We start from the raw sequence: 24,201 nt of genomic DNA on the forward strand, positions 1-24,201 counted from the left end.
AGATATGTTTAAAAACCATGTTTTCTACCAATCCTAGTCATAGATACAGCGAATCTAGTGAAGAGGTGACAGACATGGAAGTCATCATAGACCGACGGACGAAACGCCGTAGACGATGGTTTCGTCTATTATTTCGACTTGCATTATTAATGCTTGTTCTATCAGCGGCTGGTGCCGTTTCCTTACTTTCTTATACAAAAATGCAAGGACCTCCACCATTGAATGTCTCGCAGACAACGGTTTTCTTAGGAGCGGATGACTCGACAATTGGAGAAAGTCATCAAGGTGAGAATCGTTACTGGGTGGAACTCTCATCCATTTCTCCTTACGTGCGTGATGCCACAATTTCTATTGAGGATCGTAAATTTTATACTCATTTCGGGTTTGATCCAAACCGAATAGGCGGGGCGATTATTGCTAATCTGCGTTCCGGAAGAAAGTCCCAGGGTGCGAGTACGATTACACAGCAATACGCACGAAACCTTTATTTAAGTCATGATAAAACATGGGCAAGAAAATGGAATGAACTTATATATTCTCTACGTTTAGAAATGAACTATGAAAAAGACAAAATCTTCGAAGGCTACTTAAACACCGTTTATTATGGACACGGTGCGTATGGTATCGAAGCCGCCTCACACCACTTTTTCGGTAAAAGTGCTGAGCATTTAACATTAGCCGAAGCGAGCATGCTAGCAGGTATCCCTAAAGGTCCAAGCTATTATTCGCCATTTTTTGATTATGATCGCGCGAAGAAACGCCAAAAGGTCGTCTTGCAATCAATGGTTACAAATGGTGTCATCACACAAGCCCAAGCAAATGATGCTAAAGTGGAAGAACTTAACTTTGTTCGAGAAGAGCTTCACCATGCTGCTTCGGTCGGTCCATATTTTCAAGATATCGTCGAACGACAGCTTATTGAAGATATTGGCATTGATCAAGCCTTGCTTGAAGCTGGAGGTCTTAAAATCTACACAACACTTGACCCTGACATACAGGCAGAAGCTGAACGCTGGGTTGCTGCAGAGATGCCAGATACAGAATTACAAACAGCATTAGTCGCTATGAATCCGCGAACCGGTGATGTTCAAGCGCTTGTTGGCGGGAAAAGCTATGGAGAAAGTCCTTATAATCGTGCCATACAAGCACAACGCTCACCTGGTTCAACTTTTAAACCGTTCTTATATTATGCGGCACTTGAAAATGGTTTTACAGCCGCATCAACTCTACTCAGTGAACCGACTACCTTTACTTATGATGACGGACGGTCTGAGTATTCGCCACGAAATTTCAACGATCGCTATGCTCATGACTTTATTACATTATTACAAGCGATAGCGTTTTCAGATAATATATTTGCTGTGAAAACGCATTTGCTTCTAGGTACTGACAAACTCGTGGAACTAGCACAGCGTGTTGGTATTGAGAGTCCTCTAGGTGAATTACCTTCGCTTGCTCTCGGTACACTACCTGTCAATGTCCTTGAAATGGTTCGCGGTTATAGTTCTTTTGCCAATGGAGGCCAACTTGTTAAGCCTCGCTTTATCCGTAAAGTCGTGGATGCCCAAGGCCAGGTTCTCTATGAAAATGAACCTGAATTAGAGCAGATTCTCGATCCACGCTTAACGTTTATTTTAACGGATTTAATGAAAGGCATGTTTGACCCCTATTTAAATGCACACTCTTCTGTCACAGGTGGATCAATCGCCCATCTCGTAAGCCGACCAGTTGCCGGGAAATCCGGATCGACGTCTACCGATAGCTGGATGATTGGATATACCCCCCAGCTAGTTACAGGAGTTTGGGTCGGTTACGATCAAGGACAGAAGCTTAATCATGGCACGGATGGGCAAATTGCCAAACGCATTTGGGCGAATTTCATGGAGCATTCCCATAAAGACCAACTTAAATTAAACTTTCACCAGCCAAAGGGTGTCGTTGGCGTAAGCGTAAATCCGGAAAATGGCTTACTTGCGACAGATTCCTGTCCAACCCATCGAATCACCTATTTCCTTGAAGGCACAGAACCGGTGAAGGAATGCCCTGAACCAGATGCTGACCAAGAAGAAATCGAAGCGATTAACGAGGAAGGACATGCAAAGGAACGCTTCCTTGACCGCTTTATTAAATGGTTTGGTCATTAACGGCCTATTTTTGAAAGTAATTCAGTACCGCCACCTCAAAGAAGAGGCTACTGCAAACTGGTAGCCTCGACATTACCTCTATGTGTCGTCAATTCAATGACATGTTGTATAACTTCATCAAGATGCTCTATTTTAATTTATATAAATCCCAGAAATGAAAAAGCGTGAAGGGCTCACCCCTCACGCTTTTTCGTGTCCTAGTATAAATGTTTATACTACTTTCAAGTTTACTCCGTCTTTTCAAAAAGCTCAATAGCCCAACAGAGTGTTCGGAAATCGTTCAAAGTTCAGCAAATTTAGGTCTTTACAAACCAAAATATATTGTTCTATTTACTACCAAGCAACTCTTGGTGTAGCTTTTCCTCAGACCGGTCCCACATCTCTTCACTATACCCTTTTAGGAATTCTCCTAAGATTTTCTTTGATGTGTCATCCATATGGTCAACTAGAATATGACCTTTTAAGGATTTATCCATTTTATTCACATGATCTGGTAAGCTTTTATACCCTCGACGAATGTCTATATCTACCGTCATTTCACAGCCGGCCACTCCACCGTAATAGGGCTGACCTTCTTTGTAAAGGATCGAGACCCATACAAGCCAATACAGCTTTCCGTTTGGTACTTCCTCCTTGTTTTTCAGAAACTTAATTCGTTTTTCAACAGCAGATCGTGCATGCAGGGCCCCCATATCGATGAAGGCTTCTCCTTCTTTAGGGTCAACAAAAACAGGTGAAACATTGTCAAGGTTCATAACTCCTGCACCATAACCACCATGACCACCAGTAGAATCACCACTTAAAATGGTAAAACCACCTGTTTTCTTTTTTAAGTTATCATTATTTAAAAGATCCATTCGGTTCATTCCTTTCTGTATTTCGCACCTTGTTTTTATACTGTTCATTATACCATTTCAACCCTCTCTCTGGAAATCAAGACAAACCCACTCTAACAAGAAATGGGTTTGTTCTTTTTAAATCGTATTCAAAAGGGGGTAATAACTTTAAGGGCTTCAATATATTGATACGCCTCATCAATATCGGCTTGACTATAATTTTGTTTTCGCTTTAACGTAAAAACCTTTTCTGTCACTTCTTCCTTTGATAACTCCTCAAAGTATAGAAGAGTGGAAACGAGCTCAAGAAACCTTGAACTCTGTTCATTCAAGCTGTCAACTAATGCCTTTGAATCAGGTAAATCATACTCATAAAGCTCTAGAAATCTCGTTCCTTCCTTTGATAACGAATAGCGATATTGATAATAGTTCCCTTTATTTTCTTTGATTTCATCAACAAACCCTAGATTACAGAGCTCCTCAACTCGAAGCGTCAATTCATCTGAGTAGGGGCCGAACATATGAAATTTATAGCGCTCAGAAAATGGGATGTCCATCTTTTTAGCAATATAGATGATTTTCTGAAGCTTTTTCCGTCCGATGACTTCACCTGCTTGCAAAAAAAGCGCCATTATCTTTGCATGGTCCTTTAACAACCCTTTCTCCCCCTTTATTTTCTTAAAATTTCTACTATTTGCCGCTTTATCTCTTTATGTTCACGCTCATCCTCTAAGACATCGAGCGGAAAGTATAATTTATGATCGGTTCGCTTTTTCCCCGAAATGGCCTCTACCACATCTGATTCACGAGAAAGCTCCCGGATTTTGCCTGATGGTAGGACAAGATGGATTGGAAGTCGCTCTTCTTCTTCACCGGGACGATAAAAATCATATGGTAAATCTGATGAGGAATCGACGACTAAGTAGTAATCGGGATCAATATTTGCCTCTTTAAATAACGACTGCAACTTGAGCCAATCATTCATTTGTAAATTCGGGTTAAATTCAACATACTTAAACAGTTTTCTATCTAGAAATCTTACACAAAGATCGCGTAAAATGCGATCCTCCTCTTCTTGCCATATTTGAAAATAATAGAGTGCAATCGACTCATCTAGCCGCAAATAATCCCTCAGACTCCCTTTTCCATTAAAAAAAGAATAAAAGTGGTGTGGAAGCTGCTTAAATTCATAACCACTTTCGTGTAAGTCCTTGGCACGTTTAAGTATTTTACTTAAAACCACTTCGGCACTTCGAGTAACTGGGTGAAAATAAACCTGCCAGTACATTTGATACCGACTCATAATATAATCTTCAACGGCATGCATCCCGCTTTGTTTAAACACAACTTGATCCTCTACGGGGCGCATCACCCGTAAAATTCGTTCCATATCAAAATGGCCATAGCTTACTCCTGTGTAATAGGCATCTCTCTGTAAATAATCCATTCGATCCGCATCGATTTGACTTGAGATGATGCTTGTCACTAGTTTATTCGAATAGGTTTTCTCGATGATATCAGCAACATCTTTGGCAAATGCCGGGCCCACGTTGGATAGAACTCGGTTAACCTCGGTATCTCCTAATACAATCTCACGCGTCCACTCCTCATGATCGGTATCAAATACCTTTTCGAACGAATGTGAAAAAGGACCATGACCGACATCATGTAATAGAGCTGCACATAAGGCAACCAACCGCTCACTATCATCCCAGTGAGGCCGCCCATTAAAGTTCTCTAAAATTCTTCTCGTGATTTCATATACACCAAGCGAATGATTGAAACGCGTATGCTCCGCCCCGTGAAATGTTAGATATGTCGTTCCTAGTTGGCGAATTCGGCGTAAACGCTGAAACTCTCTCGTGCCGATTAACTCCCAAATTAATTCATCTCTTATATGTATATAACGGTGAACTGGGTCCTTGAATACTTTTTCTTCTTCCAATTGACCGTAATAAGGTTTCGTCATGGCCGTCCCCTCTCATGTTCCAGTTGATAGTGTATATTATAACGAATTTGACTATCAGTGTCTCACTTCTTGCTATTCTTTAGAAAGATTAAAAGGAAACAGTCTACTCGTATGAATAGACTGTTTCCTTTTTGTTATTGAGCGAACTTCTCGATAGTATGGTCCGTGTTTTCATTCTCTATTCTTCGTTTGAGCATTTTCTTTACAAGCTTTGCTGACTTCACTTTCGCCTCTAGGCAAGGTGAGATTTCCACTTGATAGGCCCCCGACCTCATGCAATAACGTATTCATCGGTTAAAAAAAAGAGGAAGTGAGTTAATTGAGGAATGGCGGTAGGCGGTAGTTCGCTAAGTAAGGGTGATGGGCAAAAAAAGAGAAGAAAATTACGATATCTTCTGCTCTTCTATATTTTTGTGATACTTTGTCATGTTACTAAGTTGGTACTTTGCTTCATAGCCATGATACGAGCAACATTTGCCGCGGTTCCTTCTAAATAGTTCAATCCATTTTCCATCGCGTCTTCTAGAGGCATCGCACCAGGAACAAGCGAAAAGGCTGCATCAATTCCATGTTCAAAGATATGTTCATGCCCTTTTCCTAAACCACCTGCAAAAGCTAGAACGAAAATCCCTTGTTCCTTTGCTACCTTTGCGACACCGATCGGAGTTTTCCCGAAAATAGTCTGCTGATCAAGCCTTCCTTCCCCTGTTATCACTAAATCGGCTCCTGCTATTCTCTCTTTCAAACGAGTAGCTTCAAGAACAATAGTAATTCCTGACTTTAAATCTGCATTAAGGAAGGAAAGCAAGCCTGCACCTAAGCCCCCTGCTGCTCCAGCTCCCGGAATATCTTTAACATCCTTTCCTAGCGTCTTTTTGATTACCTCTGCATAATGAGCAAGACATTGTTCTAGCTCATTAACCATTTCCACTGTGGCGCCCTTTTGTGGACCATAAATGGTGGAGGCTCCTAGTGGCCCGAGTAAAGGATTATCAACATCGCTTGCAACTTCAATTTTCACATGCCGAAGCCGAGGATCCATTGTTGAGATATCTATGTTCCATAGAGTTTCAAGTGCGCCTCCCCCGTAGCCAATCTCAGTTCCTTCCCTTGTTAATAGCTTTGCACCTAATGCTTGTGCGAGCCCTGCTCCTCCGTCATTTGTCGCACTCCCACCAATTCCAAGGATTATGTGTTCAACCTCTTTTTCGAGAGCATCAATAATTAACTGTCCTGTACCATAGGTTGTTGTATAAAGAGGGTTTCGTTTAGGCGGTGGAACTAAATGAAGACCTGAGGCCGATGCCATCTCAATGATAGCTACTTTTCCATCACCTGATAAACCGTAAACCGCAGTTACTTCATCACCAAGCGGACCAACGACGGAAATGCTTTGAGGTGTCCCTTTTAAAGCATCAACGAGTGATTGTACCGTACCCTCTCCCCCATCTGCCATTGGAATTTTTTCATATTCAGCATTAGGAAATACACGTTTAAATCCACTCTCAATTGCCACAGCTGCTTGCATTGCCGTAAAGCTTTCTTTAAATGAATCTGGTGCTATGACGATTTTCTTCATTTTCTACCTCTCCTTTTGTAAACGTTCTTATAGTTATATTGTAAACGCCCTAACAAGGACGCACCATTGTTAAAACATCAAAAAATACCCTCAAAAAAAAAGAGTCATAATGATGCAGATGCATCAGTACAACTCTCCGAACCGCTTTACCTTGATGATTACAGTACTCAAATAAATATTCTTCGCATATTTTTCCGGAAAATTAAATAGACATGAGTCCGAATATCGAACTCATGCCGCTTACTTCTTTATCTTCTGTTGAACCTTATCTAATAACTGATTTTCATCAGGTGCCGACACAGGACGATTGTTTACGAATGCAAATGACTTTTTTCGGCCAGGACCGCAATACGACTGGCAGCGTATATCAACTTTTGCTTTAGGGTCTAGTTTAGTTAGACGTGGCAACAGAGTTTTTAAGTTGGTCGCTTGGCACTCATCACAGATACGAAATTCGTTTGCCATGATTCCTTTCCTTTCTATTCTTAGATACTTTAAGTGAAGTACGCTACCTTTTAGCTTTAACACCTTCACTTATTGCTTCGAGCTATATATGATGATGTAATTATATTTATTTTAAACCATCCTTAAGTATATCAGAGCAATGAGAAAATTACTATCCCGTGCTATAATAAGCTAACAAAGAATTTTCAAGGGAGAAAATTAGATGGATGTAGCAAATTTATTCACGTCAAAATGGCGCTTTTTAGATCATACAACGTTTGGAGCTCCATTTCAGGCCCTTCAATCGTTTGCTTACGATGACACACTTTGTACTGTGATTGGACAACAACAATCGTCCTTTACACTCCGGGCATGGGTACACCACGATACAATAGTACTTGGAACACAAGATAGTCGTCTTCCTATCATTGAAAAAGGGGTTTCCTACCTTGAAGAAAAAGGTTATGACGTAATCGTTCGAAACTCGGGTGGTTTAGCTGTTGTTCTTGATTCAGGCGTGTTAAACCTTTCACTCATCATGAAAGAGGACAAAAGTTTATCAATAAACACTGGCTATGATGCGATGCTTTTCCTCATACAAGAAATGTTCAAATCGGCAACTCAATCCATAGAAGCACGAGAAATCATTGGATCTTATTGCCCGGGAAGTTACGATTTAAGTATTGAAGGAAAAAAATTCGCCGGAATCTCTCAACGCCGTATCCGGGGCGGCGTTGCCGTACAAATATATTTGTCTGTTAACGGGAGCGGTTCTGAGCGCGCAAAAATTGTTCGTGAATTTTATAAGCATTCAGTCCAAAACGAAACGACAAAGTTTGATGTTCCCAACGTCATCCCTGACACGATGGCATCCTTATCAGAGCTGTTAGAACAACCGCTCACAATACAGGATGTCCTAGTGAGAGCGCTTACGACATTAAAAAACTTTGGTGCGGAACTTGAAGGGTCAAGCTTAACAGAAGATGAGCGTCTTCTGTTTGGTCAACAACTTGAGCGTGTCACTACTCGAAATGACAAGTGTCTAACAAAAGGGTAAAAGCTTCACCCTGATTGTCCGTAGCAGCAGGGTGAAATTCAACCAAATTTTTAGTGCGTAATTTTAAAATTAATGGCTTGCATTGCTGTAATCAGTGCTAATTTATAAACATCCGAAGCATTACAGCCACGAGACAGATCGTTAACAGGTTTATTAAGACCTTGCAAAATGGGCCCAATGGCATCATAACCACCAAGTCGTTGCGCAATCTTATATCCTAAGTTCCCTGATTCTAAGCTAGGAAAAATAAACACATTCGCTTGTCCCTGAAGAGGCGAGTCGGGTGCCTTTTTTTGAGCAACGGCAGGAACAAAGGCTGCATCGAACTGAAACTCACCATCAATGACTAAATCAGGGCGTGCTTGTTGAGCAATTTTTGTAGCCTCTGATACTTTTTGTGTTTCGATTGATGAGGCTGACCCCTTTGTTGAAAAGCTAAGCATTGCTACTTTTGGATCTAGATTAAACACTTTTGCAGTCTCAGCTGTTGCGATTGCAATCTCTGCTAATTCTTCACTATTTGGTGCGATATTAATTGCACAATCACCGAACACAAACTTCTGATTTTCCTTTACCATAACGAAGACACCTGAAGTTTTTTTTATGCCTGGTTGCGTTTTGATTATCTGCAAAGCAGGTCGTACCGTCTCACCTGTAGAGTGTGCTGCACCACTGACAAGACCATCTGCCTTCTCCATATATACGAGCATCGTTCCAAAATAGTTTACATCCAATAATTTCTCGCGTGCTGTTTCCTCGGTTTCTTTTCCTTTTCGACGATTGACAAAAGCCTCGACCATCTCATCCATTCCGGCATATGTTTGTGGATCTATTACTACAACATCATCGACGTTTATCTTTAAATCATCTGCCTTTGCTTGCACTTCAAACTTGTCTCCAATTAGAACTGGTTTTAGTACGCGGTCCTTGGCTAACTTAGATGCTGCCTCTAAAATGCGTTCATCCGTTCCTTCAGGTAAGACAATTGTTGGTTGGTGTCGTTCAACTTGTTCTTTTATTTTTGTAAAAAGCTCGTTCACAACCCATCCTCCCCTTTCATTTCATTGGTATAAGAATACTCCTCTTTTCTTTAAATTGGAACGGTCTACCAAAAAGTAAAAATAGTCTATCTTCTAATCGCTTTCATTTTTCCCATTCTGTAAATTGAATATGAGGGTGAAAGAGATGATGGTAAGAATCTTACTAAAATGGAAGGCGGCCATCAGAGCGATTGCAACTTCTTTGATGATTTAAGGCAACTGAAAAAGGTCGGTTTTCGAGGGCACTGAAGAAGGGTGCTTTTCCTATTTCAGTTCTCTCTTAGTAATGTGCGGAGCCGTTGTCCGGTTTTGAAAAGCCTTGTATGAGTGGTTTTCTCATAGCAAGGCGCGCAACGCGTGGAGCGATTGCTTCTTCCTCGAATCTGCTAAAGGGACTTTTTAAGTGGCCTTCGATTTTCACCTTTTTTCAATAGCCTCCAGTACTAGTGCATTTTTAGTATGTTTTCCATTTAGTGTTTTTATCGTTTTATGGTATAGTAACGTTGAATCCATAAGAAGTATGAGTACATATTAAAGGAGTGTTTTTACGATGAGTGAAGCTGCAGTTACATTAGATGGTTGGTATTGCCTTCATGATTTCCGTACAATAAATTGGCCGGCATGGAAATTAGTATCAAGTGAAGAGCGTCAGCAGATGATTCATGAAGTCTCCGACTTAATCGGTAAGTGGGAGGACATAGAAGCAAATGAACAAGGTAGTCATGCTGTATATTCTATCGTTGGTCAAAAAGCAGATATGATGTTTATGATTTTACGTCCAACAATGGAAGAACTAAACGAGATTGAAAATGCGTTTAACAAAACTCGTTTTGCTGAGTTTACTATTCCTAGTTATTCGTATGTTTCTGTAGTGGAGTTAAGTAATTATATGGCCGGCGAGAGCGATGAAGATCCATATCAAAATCCTCATGTTCGTTCACGTTTGTATCCAATGCTCCCACAATCAAGTCATGTTTGCTTTTATCCAATGGACAAGCGTCGTCAAGGTGAAGACAACTGGTATATGCTCCCAATGGAAGAGCGTCGTTCCTTGATGAGAAGTCATGGATTAATTGGCCGAAGCTATGCAGGGAAGGTAAAGCAAGTCATCACGGGTTCCGTTGGCTTTGATGATTGGGAATGGGGCGTTACTCTGTTTGCGGATGATGTTCTCCAATTTAAAAAGCTTGTTTACGAGATGCGGTTTGACGAAGTATCAGCACGCTACGGAGAATTCGGTACCTTCTATGTTGGGAACCTTTTAAAGAAAGAAGATCTCGAACATTTTTTCTATATTTAATGAATTCAAAACTGTCACTTATTGTGGCGGTTTTTTTTCTTATGCAAACTTAAAAGAAAGTTATTGGTCATAAGTTCCTTATTAAATCATATAGTTTGGAGACTGCACTGCTTACCTATTCTTGTCTTCTGTCTACATATAAGGGCAGCAAGACGTTCAACCTCAACAAGAACCAAACATATTAGCGGAGGTGAAGAGATGGCAGTTATTAAAGCATCATCGAGTGATGTTGATATGTTGGCAAGGTTAATGCGAGCAGAAGCAGAAGGTGATGGTGATTTAGGAATGTTGTCAGCTGGGAATGTTATGGTGAATAGAACTCGAGTAAGATGTCTGGATTTTGAGAACGTCAATACGATTCCTCATATGGCCTTTCAATCACCGGGGGGATTTGAGGCCGTTCAAAAAAGCTACTTCTACCAACATGCTCGTGACCGTGATAAACGCCTAGCTAAGCGTGTGATTGATGGGGAACGATTCCAGTCAGCGGAATTCGCCTTATGGTTTTTCCGTCCAGAAGGTTCATGTCCGGCCCAGTGGTGGGGACAGTGGAATTCAGGGCGCTATAAAGCACATTGCTACTACACGCCGCTTGCCTCCGCTTGTCCAGAAGTGTATGGTACTTATTAATTTATTATAAAGGAGCGAAAAACATGCAACAATGGAATCCTCACCAGTTTGCCCAGCAACAAGCAGGAACACAGCAGCAAGGATATGGTCAGCAATTTCAACAACAACCACAAATGCCACAAGGTCAACTTCCTTACTTTTACGCCCCACAAACACAAGCTACACCATCATTTACCCCGCAACAGCAAGGCTTCCCACCAGTAGGGCAAGAGCCAGGAATGCTGCCGATTGAGCAATCATACATTGAGAATATTCTTCGATTAAACCGAGGAAAAGTGGCAAGGGTTCATATGACATTTGAAAACAACCCACAGTGGAATGCACGAGTGTTTGTAGGGCGTGTAGAGGAAGCTGGTCGTGACCATATTATTCTTAGCGAACTTGAAACAGGAGTTAATTATCTGTTGCTAATGGTTAATCTAGATTTTGTTGAGTTTTCCGAGCCTCTTGATTATGATTATCCATACTCCCCCTCTCCTCAACTTGCTCAGTATTCGCCACGTGAAGACTCGTAACTAAAATAAGGATGACGCGAAGGTAAACTACCTTTGCATCATCCTTATTTTTATAACCCACGCGTAACAGCTGTGGCGAGCAAGACCCAACCAACAATAAAAGCAAGACCGCCAATTGGTGTAATCGCTCCTAGCTTTGTAACGCCTGTTAATGCCATCGCATAAAGACTTCCGGAAAATAATATTATGCCAATTAAAAAGCTCCAGCCTGCGCCGTTTAACGCAGTTGATGTTGTTAGCTTAAGCGCAGCAACTCCAACAATTAGAAGACCTATACCATGAATCATATGATATTGGACACCGGTCTGATAATTTTTCATCATTCTCTCCGACAGGCGCGGCTCTAATCCATGAGCACCAAATGCTCCAATTGCTACTGCTAAAGCCATGATAATACTACCGATTAAAAGAAATACCTTTGCCATTTTTCACTAACCTCTATTCTTTTTCTCTAGCTTACCATACTTGTTATCTTGATACGAAAAGAAGCGCCCAAGAGGTCAAAAAGCGACCTTTTAGGCACCATATTTTATTCGTACATCTTCGTCATCCATTCAACAATTCCCATGTTTTGCTCACTTCGTAGTTGTTCGACATTGTGATGCCCAATAATATCGCCGTCTTTAATCGCTATCACTTCATCAAGTATCATTTCAATTTCTTTAATTTCGTGCGTGGTGATGAGGACGATTTGACGTTCAAGGTCAATAAAAGAAATCAGTCCTTTAACAATCGAATCACGTACCATCGGGTCAAGACCTGAAAGGGGTTCATCCATTAAAATGACTGGCACCTCACGTGCAAGTGTTAGAACAATTTTCAGACGTCCACGATTGCCTTTGGAAAGATGCTTTAGCTTAGCATTGCGGTCAAGCTTCATAAATGCACAAACCTCATCTGCTTTTTCTCTATTGAAATCCGAAAATTGTGATGCATAAAAATCAATGGTTTGCCCAACATTGTAAAAACTGTAATACTCATCAAGCTCTGATAAATAAGATACTTGATTTGCGATTCGATGAGTGGCTTTCACACCATTTACGCTAACCAGCCCTTTCGTCGGCTGACTTAAACCAGCAATCAACTTTAATGTCGTTGATTTACCGCTACCATTCTCCCCTACAAGTCCAACAATTTTACCTGCGGTTAGTTCAAGATTAACTTCACGAAGAGCAACTTTTGTCATATACTTTTTTGATACATTTTCGAGTTTAATCATTATTGTTAGTTCCTTTCCCACTTAGGAGAAATGCTTGTAAACCAACTTCAATTTCTTGATCGGAATACCCCATCTCATGCATTCCTTTTACAAATTGTGAAATTTCCTCCTGCTTAAGTTCCTCGCGCATTTGCTGTAAAACCTCTTGTTCTTCTGTCACAAACGTTCCTTGGCCTCGTCTGGTTTCCACTATTCCCATCCCTTCTAACTCACGATATGTGCGCTGGACTGTATTTGGATTCACGCTAACCTGAATACCCATCTCTCTGACTGAAGGAAGCTTATCACCTGGTTTTAATTCTCCTCGCAAAATCTGTCTCTTAATTCGTTCAGCAAGCTGAGTGTATATCGGCTGTGATGAGTGAAAAGTATCTGTCATCGTTTACACCTCAACTTTTCGATCAAGCATCCAACATGATGCAAAAAATAACAAGAGCGCAACAATTCCTTCAAATACATAGTATCCAAAGTACAAAGTGATTTGCCCCGTTTCCGTCATTATTTCTCCACCATTTGAATCAATGTTTATAAATAAATCGGTAAGTAGCTTTGATATATCCATTTGCCCCCACATCGTCAGCGTGTCATACAAACCAGTCTCCATAAACTGTCCATAGAGCGCGGAGGTAATCACAAAAAGGACAAAGGTTGATATAAAGCTAAAAACCGTTCCAAGCTTGCGATTAAATAACAAGAAAATCATCCAAAAGAACATAAACCAAACTGCAAAGTCAAGGGCAAGCAAGAATAGATGTATCCCCCCAACAACTGCCACATCCAAAACGTTTGACCAAGGTATTTGAATATCTGTTTCCAGAAAAGAAATGGCCAGTAGTAACGTGGTGCCTGTTATCATCATTGTGGCAACCATTGCAACAATACCAGCAACAACTTTAGCTAACAAAAGCTGGGTGCCTGACATCGGTGTATGCAACCATAAATGGAGTTTCCTTTTTTCTGATTGTAGGCTATGGAGCAAATAATAAACCAAATAAAATACTTGTATACCTGTAGCAAAAACGGCCACACCAGCAACCGCTTCCCAAACAAAACCATGCCGATTACCCATATACATCGCAATCCCTAAAGCAACGATAAAAGCAATAACAGGCAATAAAAAAGCGGGGAGCCCAAGCCGCAGCTCCTTCTTTGTTAAATTCAACCAAGCTGACATTAATAAAACCTCCTGTTAACTTTTTGTACTACTGTATTAACTACATAGTACACTAATACAAAAATACAGTCAATGGGTTTTTACAATAATTTTCAAAAGTGAGAGAAAGTAGTTTTACAGCTTACATTTATCCGCTACAATAAATAATAAAAAGGAGGTTATTCGGGTTGGGTAAATATACAATTAGACCTTATACGATTGACGATTTTGAAGGCCTCCTTGATGTTCAAAAGGAAGCCTTTCCCCCACCATTTCCAGAGGAACTTTGGTGGAGCCGGGAACAAATACAAGCTCATTTTGAGACATTTCCTGAGGGTGCTCTTCTTGCGGAAGATGACGGCATCATTGTTGGTTCAGCAACCTCTTTACTGATTGCATTTAATGGAGAGTCTCATACATGGGAAGAAGTTGCGGATCGTGGCTATATTCGTAATAGTCATAACTCTAATGGTGAGAGTCTATACGGAATTGATGTATGTGTTCGCCCAAGCTACCGAGGACAGGGTGTCGCGAAAGCTCTTTATGAAGCTAGAAAAGAAACGGTCAAACAATTGGGACTAAAACGATTTCTTGCTGGCTGCCGCATTCCAAATTTTCACGAATATGCTCATAAGATGAACGTAGAGGATTATATTGAGGCGGTAACCAGAGGGAGCATTCACGATTTAGTGCTCTCTTTTATGTTAAAGCGTGGATTAACAGTCGTTCAACCATTACCTAACTACTTAGCTGATGAAGAATCACTCAATTATGCTGTATTGGTTGAGTGGAGGCCATAAGTTAGCACGTTTAAGCCAGAATTCAGCTTTCTTTCGGCAACTCTGACCAGAATATCGGTAACTTCCTGGGCTTTTCGGCAAGTTTACACCTTTTTTCGGCAACTCTCGCTTTTCGCTACCTTTGGCCCGGTTATCAACTTCCCGATCGTTTCAAGAACTCACCAAAAAAAGGCCCACTTTGGCGAAAGTGGCCTCTCTTTTTAAATATTTATACGGCTTCCTGTTCTTAATGCCTCGTAGCAAGCATCAATTACCCGCATATTTCCAAGCGTATTTTCGGTTGTGTAAGAAGGCTCCGAATCTGTCAGAATAGCTTCAGAGAAATGCTCAATTTGAAGGGCATATTGGTCAGCAATGATTTTTTCAGTACGTTGTTCAGCAGCGGTGTGAACCACTACCAAACCTTCCCCATTTTGAATATCTGGACGGAATGCGCGTGGCACTGAAATCGTTCCTTTCGTCCCGATAACTTCATATTCATTTTGATTAGTCATCTTCACACTACTCTTAAATGTTGCATGAACGCCGTTTGCCATTTTCATATAGGCGAAAAGAGACGTGTCAACGACGCCGTCGATAGCTATATCGCCGTCGACTCGAACATATTTAGGTTCTGAACCTAAAATCTTCCGAGTTACATGGACACAGTAGCAGCCAACATCATATAAACTTCCGCCACCTTTATTCGGATCGAGGCGAATGTTTCCTGTTCCGTCCTCAAGATAAAAGGTAAAGCTTGAATTCATTGTTTTCACTTCACCAATTTCACCAGATGCAATAATCTCACGTACTCGCTCATGTTGCGGGTGAAATTGATACATGAATGCTTCCATAAACTTCACATTTCCCTCTTGGCAATCAGCAACCATTTCTGCTGTTTCATCCACTGTTAATGCGGCCGGCTTCTCACAAAGAACATGCTTTCCTTGCTCAGCTGCTTTTTTTACCCACTCTTTATGTAAATGGTTAGGAAGTGGAATATAGACAGCATCAACCGCAGGATCTCCTAGAAGTTCTTCGTAGCTTGAATAAACAGTAGGAATATTCAGCCTCTTTGCTACTTCTTGCACGTTTGGGTTTGGACTTGCTATCGCAACTACCTCGGCATTTTTTGCTCGGTGAATTGCTGGAATTACCTGATTTTGCCCAATTTGAGCTGTGCTAATAATTCCCCATTTAAGCTTTACCATAAAAAATGTCCTCCTACTTGTATCAACTATTTACGAAACGCTTGGACACGCTCGTTTAATTCTTTTGTGTCTTGATAAACTTCTTTATAAATAGAGAATAACTCTGCGTAGCGCTCTACAGCTTCTGGGTTTGGTTGATATGTTTTTACAACATCGAGCCAAACGTTCGCACATTGCTCTAATGATTCATACCAGCCACATCCGTAAGCTGCTAGCATCGCTGCTCCCACACCTGGTCCTTGTTCACTTGCCATCTTTTGAACCTCAGCATTAAAGATATCCGCCTGCATTTGTAGCCACGTTTCATTTTTTGCTCCACCACCGATTGAAACAATTGTATCGATTCTTTTGCCGCCTTCTCTGAAAATTTCAATAGATTCACAGAGTGAGAATGTAATCCCTTCAAAAATTGCTCGGACAAAGTCCTTTCTTTCATGAGAGGCATCCATCCCAATGAAACTCGCTCGAATCACAGAATCAGCATGTGGTGTTCTCTCACCGACAAGATATGGTGTGAACAATAGCCCATTTGAGCCAATCGGAACGGAACCTACGTCTTTGACGAGATTCTCAAAATCCTCATCTGCTGCGAATACATCCTTAAACCAGCTTAAACTATAACCAGCTGCTAGCGTCACACCCATTGTATAATAAGCATCCTCTTCACCGTGGTTAAAATAGTGAACTTTCCCTTCAAAATCTAAATCACTTGATGGTTCATAGGATAGGACCACACCTGATGTCCCAATACTACAAAGGGTTTTTCCGACAGATAAAATTCCCGAACCGATCGCACCACATGCGTTATCAGCTCCCCCTGCAAAGACCTTCGTTTCCGTTGACAGCCCCGATTCTTCTGCGAAGTTAGCTGAAATGGTCCCAATATTAGCATGGGACTCCACTAAAGGAGGACAAATGGTCACATCAAGGCCGAGCTTTTCACACATTTCGGCACTCCATGTTTTTTCGCTAATGTTTAATAATAATGTTCCTGCCGCATCGGAGTAATCCATATGAAGTTCACCTGTCATACGGAACCGCAAATAATCTTTTGGTAAAACAAACACCGCTGTTTTACTGAGGATTTCAGGCTCATTTTCTTTTACCCAGAGAATTTTCGGCAGTGTGAATCCTTCTAATGCTGGATTCTTTGTATACTGTAGTAACTTCTCCTCACCAATGGTTTCGTAAATCTCTTTACACTGCTTCGTAGTACGGGTGTCGTTCCACAAAATGGCAGGTCTTTGAACTTGGTAATCCTGATTTAATAGAACAAGTCCATGCATTTGTCCCGAAAAGCTAACCCCTTCTATCTTCTCTGCAATATCACGATTTTCCTGCACAATTTCTTGTAAAGCTAGCTTTGTTTTCTCTACCCATTCCTCTGGATCTTGTTCACTATAGCCTGACTTCTCTTGGATTAACGGATATGATTTCGATGATTCCTTTATAACTTGCCCTTGTTTATTCATTAGCATAACTTTAACAGCACTTGTTCCTAAGTCAATTCCAACTACATAACTCATTTACTCTCCTCCTTGGTTATGAAAAACTTCACTGTGTGGATAAAAAAGTGCTGGAGATAGAAGCTCATCCAGCACTTTTTATATGATAGCTTAAACTAAGCCAAGTAAATATTGGTTAATTACAGCTTTAATACGTTCTTGTCTGCCAGAACGGTTTTTGATTGGCTCAAGACCTAATGCGTACTCTTCAAGCTTTTTAAGGTCTGTCTTTCCTTCGACAATGTCCTTACCAATTCCTTCAGTAAATGATTGATAACGGTCTGAAATGATATCTTCAAAGACATTATCCTCAATTAATTTGCTTGCAACTTTTAAACCAATCGCAAATGTATCCATACCTGCAATGTGTGCATGGAATAAGTCATCTGTATCAAATGACGCTCTACGTACTTTCGCATCAAAGTTCAAGCCACCCGTTCCTAATCCACCATTTTTAAGAATTTCGTACATTGCCAGTGTTGTAGAGTATAAATCTTGTGGGAATTCATCCGTATCCCAACCAATTAGTGTATCACCTTGGTTTGCATCCACAGAACCTAACATGCCGTTAATACGTGCCACTCTTAGTTCGTGCTCAAACGTATGACCTGCTAGTGTTGCATGATTTGCTTCAATATTAAATTTAAACGTTTTGTCTAAGTCATATGTTTTTAAGAAACCGATTCCTGTAGCCACATCAAAGTCATACTGATGCTTCGTTGGCTCTTGTGGTTTTGGTTCAATTAAGAATTGCGCACCGAAACCAATTTCGTTCGCATAATCCTTCGCCATGTGGAAAAAGCGTGCAAGATTATCAAGCTCAAGCTTCATATCTGTATTTAAAAGCGTATCATAGCCTTCACGACCTCCCCAGAATACATAGTTTTCTGAGCCTAGCTCTTTACCAACTTCCAAACCTTTTTTTACTTTTGCTGCTGCGTAAGCAAATACATCTGCATTGCTTGACGTTGCCGCACCATGTACCCAACGAGGGTGTGTGAACATGTTAGCAGTGTTCCAAAGAAGCTTCACTTTGCTTGTTTTCATGTAATCTTTAACCATTGCAACGATTACATCAAGATCTTCATTTGTTTTCTTTAACGTATCAGATTCAGGAGCAATATCAAAGTCATGAAAGCAGAAATAGGGAACCCCTAATTTTTCGAAAAATTCGAAAGCCGCTTCAACACGTGCTTTCGCGAGGTCTAATCCATTTAAGCGGTCCCAACCACGAACCATTGTCCCCGATCCGAATGGATCAGACCCATCAGCGGTGAATGTATGCCAATAAGCCACCGAGAATCGAAGCAGCTCTTCCATTGTTTTTCCATTCACAACCTCAGTTGGGTTATAATGTTTAAAAGCAAATTCACTTTTTGATGTTGGACCTTCGAATTTAATATTACTGATGTTTTCAAAATACGCCATTTTTATTCCTCCATTATGAGTTTTATTTTAACCAAGTTAGTATTAGTTGATGTTGTCTCTAATGTTACCGCTTTCTTTGAAGCTTTTTAAGTAATGCTCTTACCTTCTCTCGTATTATAACAACCTAAACTTAGTTTGTCTATTCAATAAACTAAGTTTATATTATAATTAATTAAACTATTTTTTAAAAATTCATGTCTTATAAAAGGCATATTTAAATTAGGTGAAAAAAATGAAAATTTCAATGAATCAACATTTAGTAAAACTAAGCAATAAATCACTCGTTTTAACGATTATTAAAGAACAGGCTCCCTTGTCGCGTGCTGAGATTTCGCAACGTTCTGGTTTAAATAAAGGAACTGTTTCTTCACTCGTTCAGGAGCTCCTTGAAGAACAACTCTGCTTTGAATCTGGCCCCGGAGAATCCAGTGGAGGGAGACGTCCTGTAATGCTTCTATTTAATCAACAGGCCGGCTATTCAATTGGTATTGATTTAGGTGTTAATTATATTCTAGGCTTACTTACAGATTTACAAGGAAATATCGTTCACGAGAAAAAAGTGAGCAATCCTTCCACCCGTCCACATTCTATATTAAAAGCTATTAACACTCTTATTCGTGAGCTTTTAGATAACGCACCTTCAAGTCACTACGGGGTGGTCGGGATTGGAATTGGCGTCCCTGGCGTTGTGGACAATAAAGGTACTGTGTTGCTTGCCCCCAATTTAGGGTGGAAAAATGTTCACCTAAAAGAAGGAGTTGAAGAAACGTTTCAACTGCCAGTATTAATTGAAAATGAAGCAAAGGCAGGCGCTTACGGAGAAAGTCAGTTTGGCTCTGGCCAGCTTAGTGAAAACTTAATTTACGTAAGTGCAGGAACAGGAATCGGAATCGGGATTATTCTAAAGGGAGAGCTTTACCGGGGCGTGAATGGCTTTTCCGGAGAAATGGGTCATATGACGATTGATATTAATGGTCCTACGTGTCGATGTGGAAATAGAGGTTGCTGGGAGCTATACTCTTCTGAACAAGCATTGTTATTAAAGGCTCAAGCTATCTTGCCTACTACAGTTAAAGACAACATAACTTTGGAATTACTATTAAAAGAAGCAAAGAGTAACCATCAAGAGGTAATAGAATTATTCCATGAGATAGGAACTTTACTCGGCGTTGGGATCAATACAATTGTTAATACATTTAACCCTCATCGAGTTATTATTGGCAACCGTTTAGCTGAAGCCAAAGAGTGGTTACGGGAACCTATTGAGCAACTAATTGCTCAAAATTATTTTCAATTTCAACGTGAAAATCTTGAAATTAGCTTTTCAACTCTAACGGTTCATGCAACAGCACTCGGAATGGCTGCCTTCTCAAATGAACAATTTTTAAAGGCAGATTACCAAGAAATTGAGTCTTAATAGCTCGTTCCCAAATGGGCGCCTTGGGCATCTATTTTATTTTCCATATGCTTGCCTAAAGGACACTGATAAAGGTAAAAATCTTATCTTTATCAGTTCCTTTCAAAAGTTCTTAAAAATCTAATAAGCTTCCACTATTCTCCTTTTCCTTATAAGGCTTCGACGGGGCATGAACAATAGAAGGCGATGTTGACTCAACTCTAACCTGAGGTTGGCTCACCGGCTGGGATTGTGCCTTCTCATCTTTTAAAAGCTGACAATAGGCTTCAATTATTGCAACACTTTCTTTTACCGTTTGCTTGTCAGATCGGTCAATCGCTTGCTCTAAACGGTCCATTTGTTTCTTCATTTGTGCTGAAATCTGCTTAACTGAAACATTCATTTCGTACACCTCGTTCTTCCCTGATTATCCCTCTAATATAGCATAAAGAACGCAGAAAAGAACAACCGGAATCAAGGTTGTCCGTTTCTTCGCTTTTTAGTTGAGGAAAAAATTGCTTTTATTCCTGCAATGTTTACACCTTGCTCAATGTACGATTTAATTTCATGAAATCGCTCAATATCCTCGAGTGAAAACATACGCTGATTTCCATCATTTCGCATCGGCTTAATTAACCCTTGCTCTTCATAGTAGCGTATTTGTCTTGCAGTTAATTTGGTCATATCCATGACGACTCGAATTGGAAAACACGCCTGCTCCCGTGGAATGTTCCGCTTCACTAGCCCTCCCCTCCTCCTACATCAAAAGGCCTCAGTTTTAAGATTACATTTGGGCGGTATTTCCTTTTGCTAAAAATGTGTATACATCTCGAAGCGACTCAAAGCCCGCTTCTTTTGCTAAGCGCAGATTAGCCTGCCATAGCTTAGCGGTCATTTTGGCGTCTTCCGCTGCATGATGGCGGTTCTCTGTTGGGATCCCATAATGTGCACAGCATTCATCCAATGTAATCATGTTTTGTTTCGGTACAACCACTTTCGTTAGGAATGACGTATCAACGATTCGATGTTGAAATGTTGTTCTTAATGTTTGCCACGTAGCATGAGACATAAACTTTTTTTCGTGGCTGGCGTGATGCGCAACAAGTGTCGTCCTACCAATAAACCGGTAAAAGTCCGTTAACACCTCAACAAGCGGTGGGGAATTTTCTAGCTCCTCTGCGGTTAAACCTGTTAAACTTAATATTTCTTCAGAAGGTGGCTTCGAACAGCGAACCGTTGAATAAAATATTTCTTTGTCAAGAATGGTCTCACCTTTCATTTTGATTGCGCCTATTGATAAGATGCAATCGCCATGGTCTGGATTAAAACCACTTGTTTCTAAATCAAAGACAACAAACGGCAATTCATGAAATGGTTTATCAAGTACATCTTCCTGCTTTAGCTCTCTCTGAATTTGTCTTAAATGAGAAAGACGTTCTGCTTGAGAGCGTTGCTGTGTCGATGTGTACACACTGGGGCTGAGCTTACTTGAAAGTTGCTTCATGATTTGAATCATACTGTTCATCATGAGCTAATCACTTCTCCCCATTAGAGTTTCGATATGCTTATAGAGGTTATGTCCCTCTTGCACCCATTTTTTAAGCTGCCGTTTGTCTTCAGATGGTAGATGTTTAACCGAAAGATAATGAATATCGTCGTAGCTTGTTACATTACATTGCCATTCTAGCCGCTTGGCGAGTAATGCTTTGAACGAAGACTGAAAATCTTTTATTCGTTGGTAGCTCTCAGGCAATTGTTGAAACCGTTGTAGCGTGGCAGTTTCATAAATTCCTTCCTTCAACGCAAGAAGTCTTAATCCATTTACATAAGGAAACAATGCCACTTGCTTAAAATTAAACTGCCCTTGGTGTTCTCCCTTTGTTTCAACAATAAGTTGACCAAACGGACCAATTCCTCTTCTTAAACGTCCCGTATTTTCGCTAAACCTCCGAAGCAAGTATGGATTTTCTTCCAAAAACGAAAAAAACATCTCCTTCATCTCTTGAAGTAGGATACTATCCCCTATTACATGTCTACCATCAAAGAATGTTGATGCATAGCGTAGGTTTTCCCACGTATCTTCTTTAAGCCAATGTTGTAATTGTTCTTTCCAAGCTTGTTTCGATTTACACCAACGCGTGGCAGATGCCATTACTTTTCCATCGCATCGTTCGTACCCTGCAAATTCCAATGCATCAACGATTGCTTCTCCAAGCTTTAAAAAGTAGTCTTGAAAACTTTCATTTGCTTCTGCATAAACAAGTCCGTGATCTTGATCACTCCAATAGGATTGTTCACTTCGCCCCGCACTTCCCATTACAAAGAAAGCAAAGTGAGTAGGAGGTGGTCCCCACTCACTTTCAATCTTTTCAATGGCTAGACGAACTGACTTTTTTATTAATGCTTCATGACGGAGGCGTAATGCCTCTAATGAAGGCTTTACATGTTTCATATCAGCCATTCGTTCATCTTTAAGCATTTCAAAACGTTTCAGCCAGTCATCTTCATGAGAACGTCTGAGTTTTTCAGACATCTAAAATTAGGCCCCTGCACCTGGACGCTTTTCTACTGGAGACATACTCTCAGGATAGCCATAGCTTCCGTGTTCACTTAAGTCAAGGCCAACAATCTCCTCTTCCTCGGAAACACGCAATCCTCCAGTTAAAGCAGCTGTAATTTTTAACAGAATGTATGAAGCGACAAAGGCGAAAGCACCACATGCAACAACACTTAATGCTTGAACACCTAATTGGGTAAACCCACCACCATAGAATAAACCTGCAGAACCTGTGTATGCTAGCTCTGGTGTTGCAAAAAAACCATTTGCAAGTGTTCCCCATACCCCAGCTACACCATGTACAGATAATGCAAAAATCGGGTCATCAATTTTAGCTCTATCAAAGAATTTCATACTAAAGAATACAATAAGACCCGCGATAATACCGATAACAACTGCTGCCCACGGTGCAACGAATGCACAAGAAGCAGTAATGGCCACAAGACCTGCTAAAGCACCGTTTAACATTGTAGGAACATCAGACTTCCCTGTTATTGCCCATCCAATAAATAACGCTGCGACTGCACCTGCTGCTGCTGCTAACTGAGTATTCAACGCTACATAACCAAAGAACGCATCTGCTACTTCTAATGTGCTACCTGCGTTGAATCCAAACCAACCGACCCATAGAATAAGAACACCTAAAGCTGTGTACACTTGGTTATGGCCAGCTAAATCGTTTACTGATCCATCTTTGTTGTATTTACCAAGACGCGGTTTCAAAATAATTGTTGCTGCTAAAGCTGCCATTGCACCTGTTAAATGAACAACTGTTGAACCTGCAAAGTCTTGCTTTCCTAAGTCAGCTAACCATCCGCCTCCCCAAATCCAGTGAGCAATAATCGGGTATACAAAAGCTGAGAATAGAACCGCAAAGATAACATAAGCAGATAACTTTGCACGCTCAGCAAATCCTCCAAATGCAATCGTTAGAGCTATCGCTGCAAACATTAATTGGAAGAAGAAATCAACTGAACCAACTAAGCCCTCTTCAGCTGTAGAATAATCCCCAAAAAAGAAATCCGATAAACCGATGAATGCATTTCCATCACCATAAGCAAATCCCCAACCTACTGCCCAAAAAACTAGTGATGCAATTCCGACAGTGAAAACTGTTTTCCCGGCAATATGACCTGCATTTTTCATTCTTGTCGAACCTGCTTCTAACAGAATGAATCCACCTTGCATAAATAGTACGAGTACTGCACAAATCATTATCCATAAATTATCCATAAGAGCTATTTCTGACATTTTGTACATCCCCTCTCAAGTTGTGAAATGCTTGCTGTTAAGATAGCTAACATCTCTTGTTAATATTCATTATACGTACCTGGAAATTAGGAATCTACCATTTTGTAAGATAACCTCCCATTCAAATCGCTTTGGTGTTTTTATGAAAAAGGCTGAACAGTTGTACGAAGTCCTTTTTTAATACGACC

General features: G+C 40.6%; 25 protein-coding genes. 7 read left to right on the plus strand and 18 right to left on the minus strand.

Annotated elements, in window-relative coordinates; all coding sequences use genetic code 11:
* Positions 1-74 precede the first annotated feature (74 nt).
* Positions 75-2,144, plus strand: coding sequence for a transglycosylase domain-containing protein (locus tag CEF19_RS08875; protein WP_100405761.1), 2,070 nt, complete (start codon positions 75-77; stop codon positions 2,142-2,144).
* Between the two features lie 326 nt (positions 2,145-2,470).
* Here CEF19_RS08875 and CEF19_RS08880 read toward each other — a convergent pair whose 3' ends face one another.
* The 5 genes from CEF19_RS08880 to CEF19_RS08900 form a co-directional block, all read right to left on the minus strand.
* Positions 2,471-3,001, minus strand: coding sequence for a YwhD family protein (locus CEF19_RS08880; protein ID WP_100405762.1), 531 nt, complete (start codon positions 2,999-3,001; stop codon positions 2,471-2,473).
* A gap of 128 nt (positions 3,002-3,129) precedes the next feature.
* Positions 3,130-3,636, minus strand: a complete 507-nt coding sequence (locus CEF19_RS08885; protein WP_100405763.1) for a YwgA family protein — start codon at positions 3,634-3,636, stop codon at positions 3,130-3,132.
* Between the two features lie 14 nt (positions 3,637-3,650).
* Positions 3,651-4,949, minus strand: coding sequence for an HD domain-containing protein (locus CEF19_RS08890; RefSeq protein ID WP_100405764.1), 1,299 nt, complete (start codon positions 4,947-4,949; stop codon positions 3,651-3,653).
* 424 nt (positions 4,950-5,373) lie between these two features.
* Positions 5,374-6,528 (minus strand): glycerate kinase, encoded by a 1,155-nt coding sequence (locus tag CEF19_RS08895; protein ID WP_100405765.1) that lies wholly within the window; start codon positions 6,526-6,528, stop codon positions 5,374-5,376.
* 240 nt (positions 6,529-6,768) lie between these two features.
* On the minus strand, positions 6,769-6,993 hold the full coding sequence (locus CEF19_RS08900; protein WP_100405766.1) for a YuzB family protein: 225 nt from the start codon (positions 6,991-6,993) through the stop codon (positions 6,769-6,771).
* A gap of 202 nt (positions 6,994-7,195) precedes the next feature.
* Here CEF19_RS08900 and CEF19_RS08905 point away from each other — a divergent pair, with 202 nt between their 5' ends.
* Positions 7,196-8,029: an octanoyl-[GcvH]:protein N-octanoyltransferase gene (locus CEF19_RS08905; protein ID WP_100405767.1), complete on the plus strand. Its 834-nt coding sequence runs from the start codon at positions 7,196-7,198 to the stop codon at positions 8,027-8,029.
* 50 nt (positions 8,030-8,079) lie between these two features.
* On the opposite strand, the gene pta is transcribed toward CEF19_RS08905, so the two are convergent.
* On the minus strand, positions 8,080-9,069 hold the full coding sequence (gene pta, locus CEF19_RS08910; protein WP_100405768.1) for a phosphate acetyltransferase: 990 nt from the start codon (positions 9,067-9,069) through the stop codon (positions 8,080-8,082).
* 550 nt (positions 9,070-9,619) lie between these two features.
* Here pta and hemQ point away from each other — a divergent pair.
* From hemQ to gerQ, 3 genes are all read left to right on the plus strand, one after another.
* Positions 9,620-10,369: a hydrogen peroxide-dependent heme synthase gene (gene hemQ, locus CEF19_RS08915; protein WP_100405769.1), complete on the plus strand. Its 750-nt coding sequence runs from the start codon at positions 9,620-9,622 to the stop codon at positions 10,367-10,369.
* 198 nt (positions 10,370-10,567) lie between these two features.
* The gene (locus tag CEF19_RS08920; RefSeq protein ID WP_100405770.1) at positions 10,568-10,999 is read left to right on the plus strand and encodes a cell wall hydrolase; all 432 of its coding nucleotides are present in this window, start codon (positions 10,568-10,570) and stop codon (positions 10,997-10,999) included.
* A 23-nt stretch (positions 11,000-11,022) separates the two neighbouring features.
* Positions 11,023-11,514 (plus strand): spore coat protein GerQ, encoded by a 492-nt coding sequence (gerQ, locus tag CEF19_RS08925; protein ID WP_100405771.1) that lies wholly within the window; start codon positions 11,023-11,025, stop codon positions 11,512-11,514.
* Positions 11,515-11,564: 50 nt separating this feature from the next.
* On the opposite strand, the gene CEF19_RS08930 is transcribed toward gerQ, so the two are convergent.
* From CEF19_RS08930 to CEF19_RS08945, 4 genes are all read right to left on the minus strand, one after another.
* Entirely contained in the window at positions 11,565-11,939 is a 375-nt protein-coding gene (locus CEF19_RS08930) for a DUF423 domain-containing protein (RefSeq protein WP_100405772.1), read from the minus strand.
* Between the two features lie 104 nt (positions 11,940-12,043).
* The gene (locus CEF19_RS08935) at positions 12,044-12,733 is read right to left on the minus strand and encodes an ATP-binding cassette domain-containing protein (protein ID WP_100405773.1); all 690 of its coding nucleotides are present in this window, start codon (positions 12,731-12,733) and stop codon (positions 12,044-12,046) included.
* Positions 12,726-13,112, minus strand: a complete 387-nt coding sequence (locus CEF19_RS08940) for a GntR family transcriptional regulator (protein ID WP_100405774.1) — start codon at positions 13,110-13,112, stop codon at positions 12,726-12,728. Before CEF19_RS08940 ends, CEF19_RS08935 begins: the two co-directional genes overlap by 8 nt.
* Before the next feature lie 3 nt (positions 13,113-13,115).
* Positions 13,116-13,907 (minus strand): hypothetical protein, encoded by a 792-nt coding sequence (locus CEF19_RS08945; protein ID WP_100405775.1) that lies wholly within the window; start codon positions 13,905-13,907, stop codon positions 13,116-13,118.
* 167 nt (positions 13,908-14,074) lie between these two features.
* On the opposite strand from CEF19_RS08945, the gene CEF19_RS08950 reads away from it, so the two are divergent.
* Positions 14,075-14,686 carry a GNAT family N-acetyltransferase gene (locus CEF19_RS08950; protein WP_100405776.1) on the plus strand — a complete coding sequence of 204 codons (612 nt, stop codon included), beginning with the start codon at positions 14,075-14,077 and terminating at the stop codon, positions 14,684-14,686.
* 200 nt (positions 14,687-14,886) lie between these two features.
* Here CEF19_RS08950 and CEF19_RS08955 read toward each other — a convergent pair whose 3' ends face one another.
* The 3 genes from CEF19_RS08955 to xylA form a co-directional block, all read right to left on the minus strand.
* Positions 14,887-15,876 (minus strand): Gfo/Idh/MocA family protein, encoded by a 990-nt coding sequence (locus tag CEF19_RS08955; RefSeq protein ID WP_100405777.1) that lies wholly within the window; start codon positions 15,874-15,876, stop codon positions 14,887-14,889.
* 26 nt (positions 15,877-15,902) lie between these two features.
* The gene (gene xylB / locus CEF19_RS08960) at positions 15,903-17,402 is read right to left on the minus strand and encodes a xylulokinase (protein WP_100405778.1); all 1,500 of its coding nucleotides are present in this window, start codon (positions 17,400-17,402) and stop codon (positions 15,903-15,905) included.
* A gap of 90 nt (positions 17,403-17,492) precedes the next feature.
* Positions 17,493-18,809, minus strand: coding sequence for a xylose isomerase (gene xylA / locus CEF19_RS08965; RefSeq protein WP_100405779.1), 1,317 nt, complete (start codon positions 18,807-18,809; stop codon positions 17,493-17,495).
* A gap of 232 nt (positions 18,810-19,041) precedes the next feature.
* Here xylA and CEF19_RS08970 point away from each other — a divergent pair, with 232 nt between their 5' ends.
* Positions 19,042-20,226, plus strand: coding sequence for an ROK family transcriptional regulator (locus CEF19_RS08970; protein WP_100405780.1), 1,185 nt, complete (start codon positions 19,042-19,044; stop codon positions 20,224-20,226).
* 112 nt (positions 20,227-20,338) lie between these two features.
* On the opposite strand, the gene CEF19_RS08975 is transcribed toward CEF19_RS08970, so the two are convergent.
* The 5 genes from CEF19_RS08975 to CEF19_RS08995 all read right to left on the minus strand — a co-directional run bounded on the left by CEF19_RS08975 (position 20,339) and on the right by CEF19_RS08995 (position 24,013).
* Entirely contained in the window at positions 20,339-20,608 is a 270-nt protein-coding gene (locus CEF19_RS08975; RefSeq protein ID WP_100405781.1) for a DUF5327 family protein, read from the minus strand.
* A gap of 71 nt (positions 20,609-20,679) precedes the next feature.
* Positions 20,680-20,946, minus strand: coding sequence for a MerR family transcriptional regulator (locus CEF19_RS08980; RefSeq protein WP_100405782.1), 267 nt, complete (start codon positions 20,944-20,946; stop codon positions 20,680-20,682).
* A 43-nt stretch (positions 20,947-20,989) separates the two neighbouring features.
* The gene (locus CEF19_RS08985; RefSeq protein WP_100405783.1) at positions 20,990-21,733 is read right to left on the minus strand and encodes a 3'-5' exonuclease; all 744 of its coding nucleotides are present in this window, start codon (positions 21,731-21,733) and stop codon (positions 20,990-20,992) included.
* Positions 21,734-21,736: 3 nt separating this feature from the next.
* Positions 21,737-22,738 (minus strand): DUF294 nucleotidyltransferase-like domain-containing protein, encoded by a 1,002-nt coding sequence (locus CEF19_RS08990; RefSeq protein ID WP_100405784.1) that lies wholly within the window; start codon positions 22,736-22,738, stop codon positions 21,737-21,739.
* 6 nt (positions 22,739-22,744) lie between these two features.
* Positions 22,745-24,013, minus strand: coding sequence for an ammonium transporter (locus CEF19_RS08995; RefSeq protein ID WP_100405785.1), 1,269 nt, complete (start codon positions 24,011-24,013; stop codon positions 22,745-22,747).
* Positions 24,014-24,201: the final 188 nt, after the last annotated feature.

This window comes from Bacillus solitudinis (assembly GCF_002797395.1).
GTDB lineage: Bacteria > Bacillota > Bacilli > Bacillales > Bacillaceae_D > Halalkalibacter_A > Halalkalibacter_A solitudinis.